The organism is Mesorhizobium sp. M0833, from assembly GCF_040319905.1.
Classification (GTDB): Bacteria; Pseudomonadota; Alphaproteobacteria; order Rhizobiales; family Rhizobiaceae; genus Mesorhizobium.
Genome location: NZ_JAMYOQ010000016.1, coordinates 135711 through 153043, shown reverse-complemented (window position 1 = coordinate 153043; position 17333 = coordinate 135711). Strand labels below are relative to the sequence as shown.

Annotated in this window: 11 protein-coding genes; 5 read left to right on the top strand and 6 right to left on the bottom strand. The window is 57.3% G+C overall.

The features are described from left to right. Positions 1-1065: 1065 nt before the first annotated feature. The 4 genes from NKH98_RS19450 to NKH98_RS19435 are packed head-to-tail and all read left to right on the top strand — an operon-like array spanning position 1066 to position 7756. Complete coding sequence (locus tag NKH98_RS19450; RefSeq protein ID WP_352900699.1) at positions 1066-2286, top strand: glycosyltransferase family 4 protein; 1221 nt, start codon at positions 1066-1068, stop codon at positions 2284-2286. Continuing rightward, positions 2283-3539 (top strand): O-antigen ligase family protein, encoded by a 1257-nt coding sequence (locus NKH98_RS19445; protein ID WP_352803680.1) that lies wholly within the window; start codon positions 2283-2285, stop codon positions 3537-3539. Before NKH98_RS19450 ends, NKH98_RS19445 begins: the two co-directional genes overlap by 4 nt. 4 nt (positions 3540-3543) lie before the next feature. Then, entirely contained in the window at positions 3544-5538 is a 1995-nt protein-coding gene (gene asnB, locus NKH98_RS19440; protein WP_352507243.1) for an asparagine synthase (glutamine-hydrolyzing), read from the top strand. A gap of 1 nt (position 5539) precedes the next feature. After that, positions 5540-7756, top strand: coding sequence for a GumC family protein (locus tag NKH98_RS19435; protein ID WP_352884549.1), 2217 nt, complete (start codon positions 5540-5542; stop codon positions 7754-7756). Positions 7757-8062: 306 nt separating this feature from the next. Here NKH98_RS19435 and NKH98_RS19430 read toward each other — a convergent pair whose 3' ends face one another. The 5 genes from NKH98_RS19430 to NKH98_RS19410 form a co-directional block, all read right to left on the bottom strand. Continuing rightward, on the bottom strand, positions 8063-9109 hold the full coding sequence (locus NKH98_RS19430; protein ID WP_352900696.1) for a class I SAM-dependent methyltransferase: 1047 nt from the start codon (positions 9107-9109) through the stop codon (positions 8063-8065). Positions 9110-9204: 95 nt separating this feature from the next. Further along, on the bottom strand, positions 9205-10248 hold the full coding sequence (locus tag NKH98_RS19425) for a glycosyltransferase family 2 protein (protein WP_352480470.1): 1044 nt from the start codon (positions 10246-10248) through the stop codon (positions 9205-9207). Further along, positions 10245-11780, bottom strand: coding sequence for a lipopolysaccharide biosynthesis protein (locus tag NKH98_RS19420; RefSeq protein WP_352480471.1), 1536 nt, complete (start codon positions 11778-11780; stop codon positions 10245-10247). Before NKH98_RS19420 ends, NKH98_RS19425 begins: the two co-directional genes overlap by 4 nt. A gap of 163 nt (positions 11781-11943) precedes the next feature. After that, on the bottom strand, positions 11944-13026 hold the full coding sequence (locus NKH98_RS19415) for an NAD-dependent epimerase/dehydratase family protein (RefSeq protein ID WP_352480487.1): 1083 nt from the start codon (positions 13024-13026) through the stop codon (positions 11944-11946). Between the two features lie 243 nt (positions 13027-13269). Continuing rightward, positions 13270-13980 (bottom strand): helix-turn-helix transcriptional regulator, encoded by a 711-nt coding sequence (locus NKH98_RS19410; protein WP_352480472.1) that lies wholly within the window; start codon positions 13978-13980, stop codon positions 13270-13272. Positions 13981-14267: 287 nt separating this feature from the next. On the opposite strand from NKH98_RS19410, the gene NKH98_RS19405 reads away from it, so the two are divergent. Beyond that, positions 14268-16007 (top strand): PAS domain S-box protein, encoded by a 1740-nt coding sequence (locus tag NKH98_RS19405; protein ID WP_352480473.1) that lies wholly within the window; start codon positions 14268-14270, stop codon positions 16005-16007. A 180-nt stretch (positions 16008-16187) separates the two neighbouring features. On the opposite strand, the gene NKH98_RS19400 is transcribed toward NKH98_RS19405, so the two are convergent. Further along, positions 16188-16862, bottom strand: coding sequence for a LuxR C-terminal-related transcriptional regulator (locus tag NKH98_RS19400; RefSeq protein WP_352480474.1), 675 nt, complete (start codon positions 16860-16862; stop codon positions 16188-16190). Between the last annotated feature and the right edge of the window lie 471 nt (positions 16863-17333).

The following is a 17333-nucleotide window of genomic DNA, read 5'->3' as shown; positions in this document are numbered from 1 at the left end:
GGGTCATTTTCTCGATGAAGGATGAGGTTACGCCCTCGTGCTCATTCAGATACACCAGGCCCTTCATGCCATCCGGCAATGCGTTGACCTGGCTAACATATTGAACGTCGGCCAGATTGAACCCGGCGGTTGCGATTTCGGTGGCGGAGCCACCCGAGGCGTAGTGCAGAGTCGCCATCCAATATTCCTTTGTCTCATTCGATAGCGCCCGGGGATTGCCTACTAGAGGGTGTATATTAGCGCCAAATCACATACCTGCAGCCTCTGATAGAATGGTTGATCGCCAGTAGGAATGCTGCACAGAGGGAGAAATCCCAATAGATGTATTAAATAAATATCAAGTATACAATCACGTTAAGCTCGCATAGCTATGCAGATCAATCCCAATTTAATTGAAAATCGATAGATTAATTGTCTAAAAATTTAGCCTGCATGTTGCGGTATTGAGTTGTTAATTTAGCTGTTAACCTGCAAATTTACAGATCAGAAGAACATTTAATCTAAGGGACAAGGCCCTTCGTAGTCCATTGCCGCAACCAATTAGTTGTGGACAATTCGTAAGCGTCTGCCCGCTCGTCGCGGGATATCGGTCGGCAGATCAGGTTTTCGACATCGGAGGGGTCGAATCGGCTTGCCCGCTGGTCGCAAGGAGGCAAGCCGCGTCAGGGATTGTGGGTGAGAGGGCTGATCATCATGCCTGGTAACACGCGGACCGGACAGGGAGCTTAGGAATCCCAGCGTAGAGCAGCCGTACAGCGCACGACTGTCGGAAGGGCTTTCTTCGGTTGGCTTATCAGTGACGAGTCCGGCTTGGCAGAAGTCGCCAGAGTTCGAGGCACAATTCATCGGCGTATCCACAAGATGCCGTCGAGGTGCTTCGCGCTGTGCGTAAGGCCGTGATCCCAATGCGGTTTACCTCATTCAAACAGACGAGGACAGTAGGCAAGCCTCCTCCTACCGTACCCTTTCACGCGCACAGAAGTAACGAAGCAAAACCATGAAAGCAGATGCGAAAGGTAGTTACTTCATGCGACCGAAACACGGCGCACGGACGGGAGCTTCGGGATGAATCCGCATCTCGTTTGTGTGGGAGGCGAAGATCACGCCCTGAGAATTCCGTTCCTAATGTCGCTGCGCGAAAGCGGCTTCCGGGTCACTGCGGTTTCGACCGGCGATGAGGCTGCGTTTTTGCGGCATGGCATTCCGCATCGCCGCTACGGTTTCGACCGATTTGCCAGCGGCGGTGGCGAGTGGACCGCCGTAAGAGCGATTCGGAAACTGGTTGCGGAACTCCGGCCTGACATTGTCCAAAGTTTCGACACCAAGCCTAACCTGCTCGCACCCCTTTCGCTGCGCGGAACAGTCCCGGTCGTACGCACGATCAACGGCCTGGGCTGGACATTCTCCTCGCTCGAACCGCGGGCTCTGGCCCTGCGTCCACTCTTTTGCGGACTGCAGTGGCTTGCTTCCTTCTGGACGGCAGCGACGGTGTTTCAGAACCGGGACGATGAGGCCTTCTTCAAGCGCTTTCGATTAATTGAACCCGGCAGCGGAAGAGTGATCCGCAGTTCTGGCATCGACGTCGATGCGTTCGCCATGGCGAGGCATCTTGCTCCGCCGGCAACGAAAATGCGCAAGGAACTCGGGCTCCAGTCAGCGGAGATCGTGATTTTTGTGGGCCGACTGACCCGCCAGAAGGGCATCCCGATACTGCTTCAAGCAGTGCCCCGCGTCCTTTCCAAAAGACCTAATGCTCGTTTCGTGCTTGTCGGCCCTTGGGAGTCCGAAGGTCCATTTGCAGTCGACAAGTCGGAAATCGATCGACACGCTCCTCATGTTATCGCGCTTGGCCCACGACGCGATGTTCCAGCCCTTCTTGGCATGGCCGACGTGTTCGCCTTCCCCACACAATATCGAGAAGGAATCCCGCGCGTCCTGCTCGAGGCAGGGCTGGCGGGTTTGCCCATCGTTGCCTCGAACATGCCCGGCTGCAATGAAGTGGTCGAGGATGGATGGAACGGCTATCTTGTCCAACCGCACGACGCCGATGGTCTTGCATCTCGAATAGTTGACATCCTTTCCGACCGCAGTCGCGGAAAAGTCATGGGCGGTCGTTCCGTCGAACTTGTCCGGGAGCAGTTCGCGCTGCCGCGGGTGGTGGCCCAATATTGCGATCTGTACAAAAATATCCTTGGTGCCAAACCCCACAGCGATCTCGCCCGACCGGCGTCTCCGACCTTGTTTGGAGAGGGTGCTGCGAGAAGCAGATTGGACGGGCGCCGATGATCCGGGACGCGATCCTGGCCTGCGGCCTCGCAACGACCTATGCGGTGCAACTCGACATTCCAGGGTCGCCCTTAGGGGTTGGCGAACTGTTCATCGTACTTTGGATCATGCTGTCGATTGGGCGCGTACTCGCCGGGGGCCACCTGGAGACAAGGCCGGCGCTGACACGCCTTGTGAGCTTCTGGACGATCATGGCGCTTGCTCTCGGGATCGGCACCGTCGTCGGCTATCTGACCACAATTCTATATCTGACGGGCCTGATGCACGATACGATGGCCTACCTGCTGTTGGTCAGTATCACCTGCCTAGCCGCTGCAGAACCCGACGCTGATCGCCGGCTGCGTCGTACTGGCTGGTGGGTTGTGGGCATCGCGAATATCGCGCTTGCCATTCAGCTGGGACAGGGCTGGGGCTGGATCCCCCAAGCTGGCGTCGATCCCTGGTACTGGGACCGCTTTCGTGGCTGGTCGCATAATCCAAACCAGCTCGCGCTCTACTGCGCAATCTTTGGCCCGCTAGCCTTGCATCTTGCGACCACCACCAGCAATCGATGGGGCAGGTTTCTTGGGATCGCCAGCTTGTTCCTGACCTTCTATGTCGGGAGGCTGACAAAGAGCGATACCTATTTGTACACCAGCATCCTGACCTGCCTGACGTTCCTCGGGCTGCGGATCAGGACATGGCTCAAGACCGGTGGCAACAGGGTCAGCTTTTCACGGCAAGCCGTCCTCCTGTTGCTTGTCGGTATCCTTCCGTTGGCGATCGCGATAACCCCTTACGCCGTAACTGAGGCGAGCGTCCTCGAAAATTTCGCCAAGGGCCTGACCAAGGACAAAGGCGGCGAGGCCACTGCCGAAACCGCCGCACTCCGCGTGCATCTCTGGAACGAAGCGTTGGAGAAGGGCGCCGAATCCGGGTCGCTGGGCCTTGGTCCAGGTCCGCATCTCGAGCGCCCATCAGTGTTCGACTCGCAATTTCTGGAACGGCCCTTCGAGGCTCACAACACGATCCTCGACCTGTACACTCAAGGTGGTCTCATTGCAGTTCTGGCGCTGGTCTGGATAGTCGGCGCCGCCATCATATCGGTGTGGCGTGCGAAGCTCGACGCGCTGTTAGCGCTCGTGGTGTCAATTATCATCTTCGGGATGCCGCACCTGATCATCCGCCACCCGATCGTATGGTTTGCGCTAACCATCTGCCTTGTCGCCGGTACGCCGAAAGCAGTTTCTGCAATCTCCAACAATCCGGGGTAATGGTATGTGTGGTATTGCCGGAATTCTTCTTGCCTCCGATTCAGCCGACACGAGGCCGCTCAGGGCAATAGAGCAGATGACGGCCGCACTTCGTCACCGCGGGCCGGATGGCGAGGCATTCTGGGTAAACTGCGAATCGGGGGTCGCCTTCGGTCACAGGCGGCTGGCCATAGTTGACCTGTCGGAGGCTGGCCGTCAGCCGATGCATTCTGAAAGCGGCCGATATGTCATTACATTCAACGGCGAAATATACAATTTCCGTGATTTGCGCCGTGAGCTGGAGAGTACAGGCCATCATTTTCGGAGCGCCAGCGATACCGAAGTCATGCTCGCCGCAATTGAGAGTTGGGGCCTCGAAAAAGCACTCACCCGTTTCGCCGGCATGTTCGCTTTAGGATTGTGGGACCTTAGGACAAGGACGCTCCATCTCGCCCGCGACCGAATGGGTAAAAAGCCGCTTTATATCGCCTCAACACGCGATGCACTTGTTTTTGCTTCCGAGTTGAAGGCGATCAACCGTTTTCCAGGGTTTTGCCAGGAGCTCGATATCGATGCGGCCGCGGCAATGCTTTCGAAGGGATGGGTACCGGATGACAGCTGCATTTGGCGAGGCGTGTTCAAGCTGCCGCCGGGTTCGGTCCTGTCGGTAACGGCCGCTGAGTTCTCCGGGGAACGCAGTGTCGCCTCTCTGTCGCATCGCATTCGACACTGGTGGTCGCTGGCCGAAGCCGCCACGAAAGGGCGGGCGGAACAGGTCGCCGGCAGCGACGAGGAACTCACCAATGAACTGGACGGCCTGCTTCGACTTGCCGTTCGGGAGCGCATGATCGCTGACGTCCCGCTCGGGGCCTTCCTGTCGGGCGGAATAGATAGCTCGACGGTTGTGGCCCTTATGCAGGCTCAATCGGAAAAGCCCGTGCGCACGTTCACGATCGCTTTCGGAGAGGGCGGGTTCGATGAGGCTCCCCACGCTGCGGAAGTCGCGCGCCATCTGGGGACCGACCATACCGAACTCCACCTTTCGGCTGCCGTAGCGCGCGACGTCATTCCAGAACTGCCGCAGATCTGGGACGAGCCATTCGCTGACGAATCGCAGATACCAACTCTGCTGGTGGCGCGGCTCGCCCGGCGGCACGTTACGGTGGCTCTGTCGGGCGACGGTGGCGATGAATGCTTCGCCGGCTACGCCCGCCACTTCATGGCGGCCCGCCTGCGACGACAGCATATTCTGCCGTCAGCACTGCGTCGGGCGCTCGCGGCAGGCACTGGGTTATTGGCCCGTGCAGCCCGCCACGATCTCGTCGGCAAGCTGCCGCTTTCGGAGGGTGCACGGCATGCGCTTCGGGGGGATCGGCTGAATCGCCTAGCTCAGCTGCTTGCTGCAGCCAACGAGGACGAGTTGTATCGGCGACTTACGGGATCATCGAACGAGAACCTGAGCCTCCACCAGCCACCCTCATCAATTCACGTCGATCACCGGCTTGATGGGCTGCTGTCCCGTCTTTTGTATGACGATATGGCTGGATACCTCCCCGGGGATATATTGGTGAAGCTGGACCGCGCCAGCATGGCCAACAGCCTCGAGGGGCGATGCCCGCTGCTCGATCATCGGGTTGTCGAATTTGCCTGGCGCCTGCCGACGAATACGAAAGTTCGTAATGGCAAAGGCAAGTGGATTCTTCGTCAGTTGTTGCGCCGGTACGTTCCGCAGCGGCTGATCGAGCGGCCGAAGCAAGGTTTTGATGTTCCTATAGCAGTCTGGCTGAGAGGCCCGCTGCTGAGTTGGGCAAACGACCTTGTCGCCGATATGCGTTTGTCCGGAGACGGGATTTTCGACCTTGCAGAGGTGGATGCGTGCTGGCGCGATCACGTTGACGGCAGGCACGACCATTCTCGTGAATTGTGGCCCGCTTTGATGTTCCAGGCCTGGCACAACGAGGCAAGGCGGCCATCGCCCACAGCAACGGGTTCTCGCGTGCCCGAACTTACAGGAGATTAAGATGGAAGGGTCCATAGTTAGCCGCATCCACCTTCCGCACGTTAACGAAATGCACGTGCCTGCGCGCGAAATCGCTCCGCGCATGAAACGGCCTTTACGCGAACAGATGGACACGCAAACCCCATTCCATCAGCTCCTCATTACCCTCTCAAGAAAAAAATGGTTCCTGCTGGCCATGGTCATCACTGGCGGTGTATTAGCCGCGCTTGCGGGTCTTGCACGGCCTGCCCTGTATGAAGCCACCGCACAGGTAATCGTCGACGCACCTAGTAGAGCAGCCCCTGCCGGCGGCTCGGTCTCTACTCAAGATGTGCTGGATTCCAGCATTGACGACCACATCACCATGCTCTCGTCGCAAGGCCATCTGCGAAGCGTGGTGGCAGCGCTGCGCAAAACGGACGCTCTCAACAATACTAGAAAGGTTGATGCTGCTACCGAAAATTCTGCTGCTGACCCTGCGGGCGTCGAGCCGCCGAAGTTGCGCTCGGGTACAGCCGATCTGCTGGCCAAAATTTGGCCGCGAAGCACTCCGGCGGAGCCAGATGCGGCTGAACTCAAGATACTCCGTAAGGGTATAAGGATCGGCCAGGAGCTGCGATCGAGGGTCATCAGTGTCGGCTTCACCGATCACGATCCGGCGCGAGCTGCTTTGATCGCCAATACCTTTGTCCAAGTGTATATTGGCGATCTGGCAAGGAAAAGCCAAGCATCGGACAGACTGGAACTTGAATCGATAGTTGCCGGACTTCCAGCTACACAGAACAGTCTCGCAGAAGCGACCGATCGTCTTGAGAGGTATCGGCTGAGCCATGGCGCGATCGACCAAGGTGCAGCGGATAATGCCGCCAAGGAGATAGTCGAACTCACCCAGCAAATCTCCTTGTCGAAAGCCGATCTCTCCGCATCGGAATCTCGACTTCAACACATTCAGGACTTGCGAAAGGGGGGCGCGTCGGTTGCCGCGGTAGCCGAAACCATCGGATCACCCGTGCTGGCCGATCTCTTGGCACGCCAGGCCAACGGCACAACAGATGAGGATGTCACAAATGCGATCGATCGTGAGATCGAACAAGAAATCGCCCGCGTCGCTGCCGAGACGAACATCTATCGCTCCCAAATAGCGGTGCTGCAAAAGCGTAAGGACGTCCTGGATGCGGTTGTGGCCGATACAGCCGGCCGGCTTTCCGGATTGCGCGCTCTCGAGCCCCAGGTCGGCATCCTGACGCAGCGCTACAACGACCTTTTGACCCGGCAACAAGACTTGATGCGGCGTATCGCAAGTCCATCCCCCGGAGTCAGGCTTCTCTCAGCGGCGTGGCCTCCTACCAATCCAACGACTCTGTCGCCAATATTTCTTATTCCGCCCGGCATGGTTGTGTTTGGCCTGATTGGGGGGATCTTCATACTTGTCCGCCAACGCTTCGATAGCACCTTGCACGGAGAGGCCGAAGCTGAAGCCGCGCTCAAAGTTCCGTGCCTCGGGCTGATACCCCAGGCTGCCACAACGCACGCGAGGCGACTGCAGCAGCTGGTTTCAGGTCAGCAGGAGTCAAGATACAGCCGCGCCGTGACGGCCCTGCTTGTCGCTGCAGCGCCCCAGCGGGCGAGGGATTGCTCGAACATAATCTTGATAACATCCTGCAGTGAGGATGATGGCAAGACCGAGCTCGCATGGAGCATGGCCTTGGCGGCCACAAGACTTGGAGGGCGAGTACTCTTTATTGATCTGGACCGCACGGACCGCCGCCTTACAGGCGAGTTTGTGAAGGAATTCAGCGCACGTAAGCCGCACAATTTTTTTGGAGACTATATCAATGACCGTTGTGCGCTGCGTGATGCGATAGCTGGAATGTCGGCAATCGGAATCGATTTCATGGCGCTCGCACCGTCGGAGGATCTGCTGCCCTTACTGTCCAGTGTCGATGGCTCCCCTTTCAAAGATGAACTGCACTCGGTCTATCGGGTGGTCATCATAAATGGGCCGCTGGGGCTTGAGGGACCAGAGGCCAGACTCCTGACAGGCTGGGGTGACGTGGTTCTTTTCGCCATTCGCTGGGCGAAAACGCGACGCAGCATCGCGCGAGGCGTCCTAGACTTGCTTGCGGGCGATACGCCAGCTTCGGTTCCCGTCGCAAGCGTTCTCACGAAGGTTAATCTCAGGAAGCACGCGGGTTACCGGTTTGGGGACAGCGCTGATCTCTTGCTGGAGGGAGCATGACGAGCTCGGCTTTTACTGTTGCCTACTTCCCACCACCGCCCGTTGAAAATCCCCGTTTTAGGCGCCGCGCCGATCGGCTGCCGGCGCGGGCCATTCGCCCGTAGCCGGGGTTGCCGCGGAGAGATCCGTCCGGAGCGTGGGGCCGAGGTGTCACAACGGAACCTACTGGCCAGGAGCCGCCGGACGGGCATTCATGAATTTCGGGAGCAACGCCTGAGGCGACGCCCCTGATGCCATCCTTCGTCTGCTTGGCAGGTCCAGCAGCCTGGTGGTGTCAAAATCACCTTCCCGCTGCAAGCGGCGTGGTTACTGCTTGGCTTGGCGATGAATCCGTGGCGCAGGTGACGAGACTTTGTCGATTTTCGCCCAGAGTGCGCTCCCGCCCATCGTAGATGCGTTCCTGATGGCGTATGCCCATGCCGGCAAGCGTGACGGTGAAATCGCAAGGGCGGTCAAACCTTGCGCCATTCGTTGCGCTTTGCTTCGCGGCAAGGCCCGCACGAACTCACTCACACTACCTGGTTTTTGTCCCTTACGCAAAAAGCTGTGGACGATGTCTTGCTTCAGGAATTTGGCGAGATTGAACGGCTCGCGCTCGCATTTGCTCAATTGCAAGCCGTGCCGCCGACATATGGCATCGAAGGCTCCTTTCGTCCATCGGCCAATGTGGTTTGGTGGCATGTCTACGAGCGAACCGTGAGACTCCATATAGTACGTTCTGTTTTCATTTGGCACGGCAATGAAAACAGATCCTTGGGTTTTCAGAAGATATTTTAAGCGAGCAAAAACATCATCCACTTGGTCCATATGCTCGAAGACCTGAAACATGAAAATAAAATCGAACGCCTCTTTCATGGAATTGAAGCTGCCATCTCGAAAGTCACTTGCAAATGTCTTGAAGCCTTTTGACGCCAGTACTGATCGCGCCGTTTCGTTGTAGTCGACGGCAGAAATATCCGAAGTATGGAAGAATTTATTCTTGATGCGGTCGAGAAAATACCCAAACCCCGATCCCACTTCGAGAGCAGTCTTTCCGCCAGTATTCAGGCCCGCGAGCTCTTCGATTGTCCTTGCATATTCCCATTTCATAGTTGGATAAGAAGGGTACGCCCAGGCTAAGTTATAAAACTCAAAGCCGCCGGCGACGAACGGATCTGCGAAACCGAATCCGCAATCTGCGCATTTGCGAATGTCGCAAGTGTTACGGCCCCAGAGATCCGACAGGTGGCTTGTTAACTTTCGGGAGCGATCGGGGTCCTGACGCGGATTGATGAAATGTCGAGAGGCCTCGTCTGCTGTCACTTCGAACAATTTTGCGGTTGATACACTGCCACACGCCGGACAAATGGTCATCTCGCTATCCCTGAAGCCTGGACGAAGGAAAGCCGCCTTCGACGGTGTAGAATGCGTGCCAGCCGGCCAACGCAGGCCTCAATGATGCCGCCACGCTAAATTCGCCTCTGGCTACGCAACCGGCCCAGTCTCGGGCGGATGGCGAACGCGTAAGTAAGAATGTGCTGGCTCGCAATTTTCATGACTGATGGGCGAAGAATTTGCATGGCATCTTGGATCGTCGCTCGCCATGACTGCTGGTGGAATCTGCTGGGAATACGAGCAACCCGCAGCGCCCGTAACAAAGTCTCGGGGCGAGGGAGGTGTTTACGATCCTGAATTAGATTCCAGTTAAGCTCTTTGACAGCAAGAGTTACTTGATCAACTTCGTCAAAATTCTTAGTCGTAGTGATGCTCGGGTGATTGGTCGCGTCGTAGAAAATCAAGCCGTCATTTATCGCGACCATGTCTCCGTGGCACGCCAGGTCAACAAAGAACAGCTGGTCGACTCCGGCCGGGATAGAATTGTGCGCGCGCATCAGGCAACCCGCGTGAATGACGTCGCGGTTGATCAACAGCGTCGACGGGATGATCCCGAGGCTCCGCGTCGTACGGACCAGATAGAGGTCCGTTAGGCATTGCTGGCTCGAGTAGACGGAGATCCGTTGTCGCCCTTGCGGTGGCAATCGGAATTTCATCCGATCGTCTTCAATTATATTCGCGGCACAGGTCATGAATGCAGCCGAGGGATGCTTGGTGGAAACCTCGGCAAAGGTCTTGAGTGCGCCTGGGGCGAGCCAGTCATCGTCATGGAGCAGCTTGATCCATTTTCCGACGCAAGCGAGCATGGCGTTGTTGGTATTCTCGACCTGACCCCGGCCCCGACCGTTCTCGACAATTCGGATGCGAGGCTCGGTCCGTGCATACTCGGCCACGATTGCCCAGGTCGCTCCCTCGCGGCCCTCGTCGTCGCTGACGACCAGCTCCCAACTGGCGAAATCTTGACTCAGAATGCTATCCATCGCCCGGCGGATCGTGTCCGGTCGGCGAAAGGTCGGGATGGCAACTGAAATGAAAGGGCGCAGTCGCGAAGCATCAGCGCGATGATGTTGGTCAACCACATCGGTCGTTGGAAGCTGATCAAGCTGCGAGTGCTTCATGGTGTTTTTCCCTCGAGATGATGACTCTGCTTTGGTATGGCGGCTCCCGATGGTTCGACGTAGTGGCGGAGAAGATACAGAGAGGCCGCCGTTTTCAATGCAAACCCGACGGCGCCGCCGGCCGCCATCAGATAAATGACTTTAAGTGGTTCCCAACCTGCCTCAGCACCGGCGAGTAGCGGGCCAAATACAAGCGCCGTCCGCGCGCCGTCGACGAGAAGTCGTACCTCTTGCCGCCGCAGAAGAGCCGGGACATCTTGAAGCGGTGTCGACAACGCCTGCGTGGCACCCATGAACGCCAGCGCGGTCATAATGTCTGCGGCGGGAACCCAGGGCGCGCCCAGGAGGGGAACGACGATATATGGCGCGGCCAGGCCAAGCGCTAATATTGGCAATGCAGTGAGGCCGGCTGAAAGCATCAACAGGCCGTGCGCGGTGCCGAGCAAATGTGCGCGACTGCTGGTTTTGTTCGCCTCAGATACAAAAACATTGCTAAGCGGGTTGGCGATCAGCGTCACGGGTGCAGTCACCAGCCGTGACGCAACTCCCAGGTAACCGGCAAAAGCGGCGCCAAACAGCGAACCAACGAGTATTGCGGGAAGATTGATGATGGCAAAACTCGCTAGGGCCGAGGGAATGTCGAACAATGGAAACTTGTATTCTCGCCTGGCGACTGCAAAGACGGTCCGCCACGGCGCTCGGGCGATGCCGCCTATGTCCTTTCTGCTCAGAACCCGAGAGCCGAGGATTCCGATAAAGATGAATTGGCTCAGGATATGAGCATGCACCATCGCCTCACCTCCGAAATGGGCGAGCCCAAAAGTTAGTTGCAGCAGGGCCATGGTCGCCGGCAAAATCAGGCGGCCGAGGGCGAAGTCGCGTAGCAGGCCTACGCGCAAACTCCAGCAGTTCATTGCTTCGACGAGGCCGGCACCCCCCATCCCAAGTGGAACGAGCCAGGCGAGGTGGCCAACTCGCGCTGGAGCGATGCTCGCCCACAGCAGTCCTGCCGCAAAGGCAAGGACACTCGTCACCATGACAGCCAGGAGAATGAGCTTAACGGTCACGTATGCCTGCGCACTGTCCTTGACCCCATAAAGCGAGGCCTCGAAACGCAATGCTGCGATCGCACCGAGGATGTTTACGATCGACAGGTAAATCGTGAAGATCCCGAAATCTGCCGGGGAATAGAGCCGGGCCAAAACGGGAATGGCGGCGACCAGGGTCAGCTGGCCGGCAATCGCCATGGCCGAAACGCCTCCTGCCGCGCGAAGAATACCGCCGATCGGGCTTGGAGGAACACGGGTGATTATTTTCTCGACCGTAGGAACCGTCCTGGATCTCAGAAAGTAGCTTTGGGACATGAGCTCGCGATTCCGAGGAGGCAAAAATGCGGTCGAATAGAGCTTACGATGGGGCCTGAACGTCACCATCATCCATCTGAATGACATTGTTCGGCAGAACGCGGATGCGGCGAATTCTTTGTGCTCCGTGCCAAGTACAACTTCAGTCTCTGAATTGAGATCGCTCATTGGAACTGCCCGCGATAAGCTGATTTGCGCGAGGATCGCGCGGGGCATCGATGACCGGAAATTTCGTCGTTACGCTGTGCGGCATCACCTTGATCTTTTGACCAGACCAGCAGCCGAGACAGGATAACAGACGCGTGGATCCGTCGCTCCGACAAGGCGCGGATCACACGGTGGCCCCTACATGCACCAACGTTTGTTGCCGTATGCTGGTCGCGGTGTCCCTTCCATGAAAGTCCCGGTACCATTCGACAAAGCGTTGCACTCCGTCCTCAAGGCGCGTCGTCGGGGCGAAGCCGACGGCCTTGCGAAGATCGCTGACGTCGGCGCGTGTCTCTAAAACGTCGCCAGGCGGCAACGGCACATCCACGCGAAGCGCCCGGCAGCCAAGGGCGGTCTCGATGATCGAAATGAGCCGGTTGATCTCCTCGGGCCAGTCGTTGCCGATGTTGTAGACGCGATACGGCGCGGAACTTGTAGCAGGATCGGCGGTGAAAGGGTCCCAATGCGGATCGGGCCGCGGCGGTGCAGCAAGCGCTCGAACCACGCCCTCAGCGATATCGTCGATATAGGTGAAGTCTCGCCACACGCGGCCGGCATTGGCTACTTCGATTGGATTCCCCTCGATAATCGCACGCGTGAACATATAGACCGCCATGTCGGGCCTGCCCCAGGGGCCATAAACAGTGAAGAAGCGCAGTCCAGTCATAGGTAAGCCGAACAAGTGACTGTATGAATGCGCCATGAATTCGTTTGAACGCTTGGTTGCGGCGTATAGACTGACAGGATGATCGGCGCCGTGATGCTCGGAAAACGGTATGGTTCGATTTGAGCCGTAGACGGAGCTCGACGAGGCATAGACGAGGTGATTAACGCCGAAGTGCCGGCAGCCCTCAAGGACGTTGAGAAAGGCTATTATGTTCGATTGCAGATAGGCATGCGGGTCAACTAGTGAATGTCGCACGCCGGCCTGAGCCGCGAGATGCACAACGTTTGAAGGTCGAACTTCTGAAAACAGCAACTGGACACGCGCCGCATCCGCCAGATCAATTCGCATCGGAGTGAAGCCCGACTCGGTACAGAGGCGCGCAAATCGCGCTTCCTTGAGTCGTGGATCGTAGTAGGGAGAGAAATTGTCGACGCCGATGACTTCGACACCCAGACGCAAAAGCCGCAAAGCGACGTGAAAACCAATGAAGCCTGCCGCACCGGTGACGACGATCGGTCCGGTCCGTGCCAGTCTCTTCACCGCGCGGTCCGAACGCGATCGAGCGATTTCCACCTTCTTCGCTGCGGCAAGAACAGACTCGCTGCCTACATCGTTGTCCAACTTGTCGCCTTTCGAATCCGTTCGACAGTACCGAATGGCCGGTCCGGGATTGCGGCTTCCGTCATGCGGTGCACGACCTGCCAAGTCATGACACTCCAACTTGCGCCGTCTGAATCCCCGGGCGGATGCCGACGTCCGGCGATGGTATCCAGTGGCCTGCCCCTACGGCAGGACCGAAATGCGGCCAAGAAGGGCCACCAGTTCCGCCTGGCGTTTTGTTTCGGTCTTGGCGAACAGCGAGGCAAGCTGGGAACGGATCGTGGTGCGGCTGAGGCGCCAGCTGCGAGCGATCTCCAAAGGAGCGTCGCCCTGAGCCAGGCGCAAGGCGAGGTGCGTTTCTGCGCTCGTCAGGCCAAACATTCTTTGCAACGTGCGAGGATTTGGCCCAGATCTGTTATCCCGATCCAGCAACGCCACAATGCTCGTTCCGTCGGGAGCGATAACGCCGTTCTCGTTCAGAATCACCGGACGGTCGCCTCTGCTGCGGATCACCACCCAGGATAGTGAGCCCGGCAGGAATTGACCCGGAACATTTGCGATCAGCCGCCTTAGGGCGGTCGTGAGCCCGCTCGCCGTGTCGGCCGCTTCGCCCTGGCGCTCAAGCGTGGTTTGGGCGGCTGCGTTCCACTCGACCACCTTTCTCTCGCGATTCAGCACGAGATAGCCACAGCCAATGCGATCAAGCACGCCGGTTATGGATTCCAGACTGCGGCCTTTTTGTTCGCCGAACCTTGCGTCCAATAGATCCGATGCGCGATCGGCAAGGTGACCAGAAGAGGGCCGCGTATTCCGCGCTTCAAAATCATACCTGGTCCTCGTAGCAATGTACCGATTGCTCGAAGAGGTATTGACCTGTCTATCGATCAGATTCATTTTCTACCCCTAACCCAAAGTTTCACACGCCCGAAATAAGTATTCGGGATTCATGTAGTCTTCTATGTGTCGCTGGATTCTAGTCTTCTATGCGCTGACGGATAATATGTTCATCGCCACCTTGAAAAACTTAATATGATCCGACAGTTCTAAGGCAGCTCTTAGGCCCCGCTGCGTCCGATAAAATGCGCGCTATGATAGCGGTATGGCAATCCGGCAGTGGTACTAAGCTGTACGTTTTTTGCTCTAGTCTCGACGGGCTAGTCAGAAGGTTGTAGTCTGTGTCCATGAGCTCGCAGTCGCGCAGGTCGAATTCGAACCCGTCGGGCAGATTGCTAACTCATATTGCCTCTGCATCGGTGTTAGCTGCCACACTGATATTTGAAATCAAATCGTCAGCCTATATTGGGCAAGGCGCAAGTTTTCTGGAATTTATTCCGGCGATTATTATTATCGCCTATCTCGAAGACCGCGTGGCAGCGCTTGCTGCGACCATTCTTATGGTGACTGTCGGCCTGTGGGCGCGAGGACACGATCACATTTCAAATGGAGATTGGGCACGCGCAATCCTGCTTCTGGTTTCGGGCGGGGTAATTGCCATGACGTTCCATCGCCTTCGGCAGGACTTGCGTGAGTTGCTGGAAGTCGCGGAGGCCAGGCTAGCTGCCGTCGAAGCGACAGAAAGCCGCTATCGTTGGGCCTTCGAACGTGCTGCCCTGGGATTCGCGAACACCAACGAGAAAGGTGAGTTGCTTCAGTCCAACAAACGCCTTTGCGAGATGACCGGGTACAAGGAGGAGGAGCTTGCCCAATTGCGGCTCGATACGCTCGCCCATCCGAATGACCGGCATACCTTGGCGCAATTGTTGGCAAGGCTGGGCAATGACATCTCTTCGTTCGTTTCCGAGGTCCGTCTGTTAAGAAAGGACGGTATGGCATTCTGGGCTCGGCTAACGCTTTCTTCGTCCGTGCCCAAGGGGGGACTCTCGGAGAGCATCTTCGTGGTGGTCGACGATATTTCGGAACGACGCGCTGTTCACGAAGCGCTTCGGGCTCAGAAGGAATGGCTGGACCTCGCTCTGTCTGCTGGACGCTTGGGCACGTGGCGCATCGACCTTAAAGACGGGACAGTCACGGGCTCGGACACGTTCTGGGACATTCTCGGCCTGGCCCAGGCCAATAGCCGCAGTTTGGAGGAACTGTCAGCTGTCGTGCATCCGGCGGACTGGCCAAAGCTGGCCGCATCGAGAAAGGCCGCACCATCGGTCACGAATTACGATGTTGAGATACGTGTCCGCCGACCGGACGGACATATCCGCTGGGTTGCGCTGCGCGGAAGGGAGGAAAGACATGATGATGGTGGACAGCGGCTTGGAGTGGCTGCCGACCTGAGCGAGAGACGACAAACCACGCTGCTGCGTGCCGCGGCAAAGAAGCGGGAGCGCATCATGCTCGAACAGCGTCATAGATTCGGCAATGTTTTCGCGGTGATCACGGCGCTCGTGAAGATGGTCGATGTTCCCGGAAATAACGTCGCCAAATACAAGGAAATGCTGATCGATCGGATACGCGCGCTCGAGGCAACCCATTTGCTTCTTTCCCGCAATGGCAGCGTATCGGGGGCGATAAACGATCTCGTTGCGCAAGAGTTGCACCCTTATATGGGGACACGCGCCATATCGGTCAGCGGTCCGTCCGTGGCGATATCGGGAGGCGCCGCCGAGAGTTTTGCAATGATCGTTCACGAGCTTGCCACCAATTCCATGAAATACGGAGCGCTTGGCGATTCAAAAGGCCGGATCGACGTAAGCTGGACGTTCGCAGCTGAAGACACAGGCAGCGATATCGTGTTCGAGTGGGTCGAATCGGGGCGGCGGCGGACCTCAAGTGTAGTCCGTCATGGCTTCGGTTCCATGATAATCGGAGTGGATGGAGCGCCGCTTGTCGGTCACTCTCCCAGGCTGGAAATATCGGACCAAGGGTTGCGGTATTCGCTGCGGCTGTCGCGCAAGGAAATCGGATTGTAGTGCAGTGCTACAATCGGAAGCAGATATCTAAAGGCGGGTGGCGCTGAGCGACCTTTGAGATGGGCAGTGTTCTTTCCAAGAATGTCGTTGGCCCAAAGCTGCGCCGTGGCTTTGGATATGCAGTAATATGCGTGAGGAGTCATGGGATGCCGTTGCACGTCCAAAAGGACGCGCGGCGCTCTAGCTGGCATGTCTCGAAAGCCAAGTCTTCAGCATAACGGCAGCCTCGGTCCGATTTCGTACCCCCAATTCACGCAGAACCGCAGCAGCGTGGATTTTCGTGGTCGCCTCCGCGATTTCCAGATCGCGCGCAATTTCCTTGTTTGAATAGCCTTCCGCCATCAGCTTGAGGACTTCCTTTTGCCTCGAGGTCAGCCTGCCAAGGTTGACGCCAGCGGTACGTCGCTGTGGGCCCTTCTCGGAGTGGGTATGCGCGTGGGTTGCTTGCGTTGCACCCGACCGTGACAGAAGTGCGGGAACATAGATGCGCCCGGAGAGGATTTCATTGACGGCCAAAACAACCTCTTCGTCCGTCTGCGACTTTACGATGTAACCGTGAAGCCCGATCGACAGAGCCGTGAGTATTTCCGAGCGTGAATCGTTTCCGGAAACGATCGCAAATCGCGTATCCGGATAGGCGGACAGGATCCCGCCGAGCACTTCTTGATTGAACAGGCCTGGCATATTCAGATCCAGGATCGCGAGATCCACGAACGATTGCTCCGCCAGCAAACTGAGCACCGCGTCGAAACAAGACGCTTCAAATATCTCTACACCTGGAATGCCTGCGGTCAGTGCCAATCGCAAGCCGCGACGATACAAGCCGTGATCGTCGGCGATGACGATTCGATACATTGAACTACCCCAACGCGTATCTGAATGGATTGAACGGTGATGGGCCTGAAGTCGTAGCCATTCACTCGTCGATTCATCCAGCCGACGCCGCGGCACCCCCAACACCGCAAACGCCGAATTTCTAATATAATCTTAAATAACGGGAAACGCTCCTCTTTTTTTTTGCCCCTTGTGAGCGAACCCGCCGAACGTCGTCGAACATACGTTCTGACCTTTTGGAAAGCTGACAGACCGGCTGGTCCTTCAGCACTGCCATAGATCCAAAGATATAGAACAGCAAAACGGCCGAATTGTTACCATTCGAATGCACGACGACATCCACCCCGACGGCCACATACCATCCAGATGCAATGTCCGGATCAGGGATCGGTGGGGAAATCTCACCGGTCTTCTACGGGAAATCTCACCGGTTCTTCGGAGGGGCAAAGAACGTGTTTCCCGGGTGCTGACCAAGGCAGGATAGCCGGCCCG

Bases quoted from the DNA above. Each gene is read 5' to 3' on its own strand.
- NKH98_RS19420 (WP_352480471.1), bottom strand. From the start codon at position 11,780: ATGAGCGATCTCAATTCAGAGACTGAAGTTGTACTTGGCACGGAGCAC.
- NKH98_RS19400 (WP_352480474.1), bottom strand. From the start codon at position 16,862: ATGTATCGAATCGTCATCGCCGACGATCACGGCTTGTATCGTCGCGGC.
- NKH98_RS19450 (WP_352900699.1), top strand. From the start codon at position 1,066: ATGAATCCGCATCTCGTTTGTGTGGGAGGCGAAGATCACGCCCTGAGA.
- NKH98_RS19405 (WP_352480473.1), top strand. From the start codon at position 14,268: ATGAGCTCGCAGTCGCGCAGGTCGAATTCGAACCCGTCGGGCAGATTG.
- NKH98_RS19430 (WP_352900696.1), bottom strand. From the start codon at position 9,109: ATGACCATTTGTCCGGCGTGTGGCAGTGTATCAACCGCAAAATTGTTC.
- asnB (WP_352507243.1), top strand. From the start codon at position 3,544: ATGTGTGGTATTGCCGGAATTCTTCTTGCCTCCGATTCAGCCGACACG.
- NKH98_RS19425 (WP_352480470.1), bottom strand. From the start codon at position 10,248: ATGAAGCACTCGCAGCTTGATCAGCTTCCAACGACCGATGTGGTTGAC.
- NKH98_RS19445 (WP_352803680.1), top strand. From the start codon at position 2,283: ATGATCCGGGACGCGATCCTGGCCTGCGGCCTCGCAACGACCTATGCG.
- NKH98_RS19435 (WP_352884549.1), top strand. From the start codon at position 5,540: ATGGAAGGGTCCATAGTTAGCCGCATCCACCTTCCGCACGTTAACGAA.
- NKH98_RS19410 (WP_352480472.1), bottom strand. From the start codon at position 13,980: ATGAATCTGATCGATAGACAGGTCAATACCTCTTCGAGCAATCGGTAC.